The 618-nt window shown below is 57.6% G+C and carries 1 protein-coding gene; it reads left to right on the top strand.

The genetic code is table 11. The features are described from left to right. A partial coding sequence (locus ACG0Z3_RS23220) for a hypothetical protein (protein WP_394402427.1) occupies nt 1-433 on the top strand: 433 nt, incomplete at its 5' end. Nucleotides 434-618 lie beyond the last annotated feature (185 nt).

The raw sequence follows: 618 nt of genomic DNA on the forward strand, positions 1-618 counted from the left end.
CCGCTACGGCAGGCCGCCCAAGGCCAGTACGCGGCCTCTCGGCATTCTCGCGTACTGGCCTTGGGCGGCCTGCCGCAGCGGTCCGCTCAACTCAACGTTATGCCTCATGAGCGCTGAACCGTCTTTGTCGCAGTTGGTCGCCAAGACATACATGAATCGTGTGGATGTCGAAGCCAGCGATTTCTGCGGCTGCTACTCCTGCTTGAAAATCTTCGAGTCAAAGGTCATCTCTCTATGGTCTGACTCTATAGACCCAGCGGACGAAGAACCTGGCGCGCTTAGGCAAGATGGCAAGGGTTACAAGGGATTCACGGCCGCCTGCCCATTCTGCGAGGACTCCTCGGTCATCGGCAGCGCTTCCGTTCCTGAGCTTTCCATTTCGTTATTGCAGCAAGTTGGCAACTACTGGTCTCGGGGGCGAAATGAGGCATAACCTTTCATTGCAGCGGGCCTGCGCCAGCTTCGCTGGCTGGTCCGCTGAATTAAAACGTTAAGGCTACGCTGATTAAGGTCCGCCTTCCGGGTTGATCTGGTGGCAATGCTGGCACCACTTCGAGGTCATGCTGGCATGAAGCAAGCAACCTTGGCAGCGGCAGCCGATCAAGGCGCGGAGTTCGA

Source organism: Pelomonas margarita, from assembly GCF_043555875.1.
Classification (GTDB): domain Bacteria; phylum Pseudomonadota; class Gammaproteobacteria; order Burkholderiales; family Burkholderiaceae_C; genus Pelomonas; species Pelomonas margarita.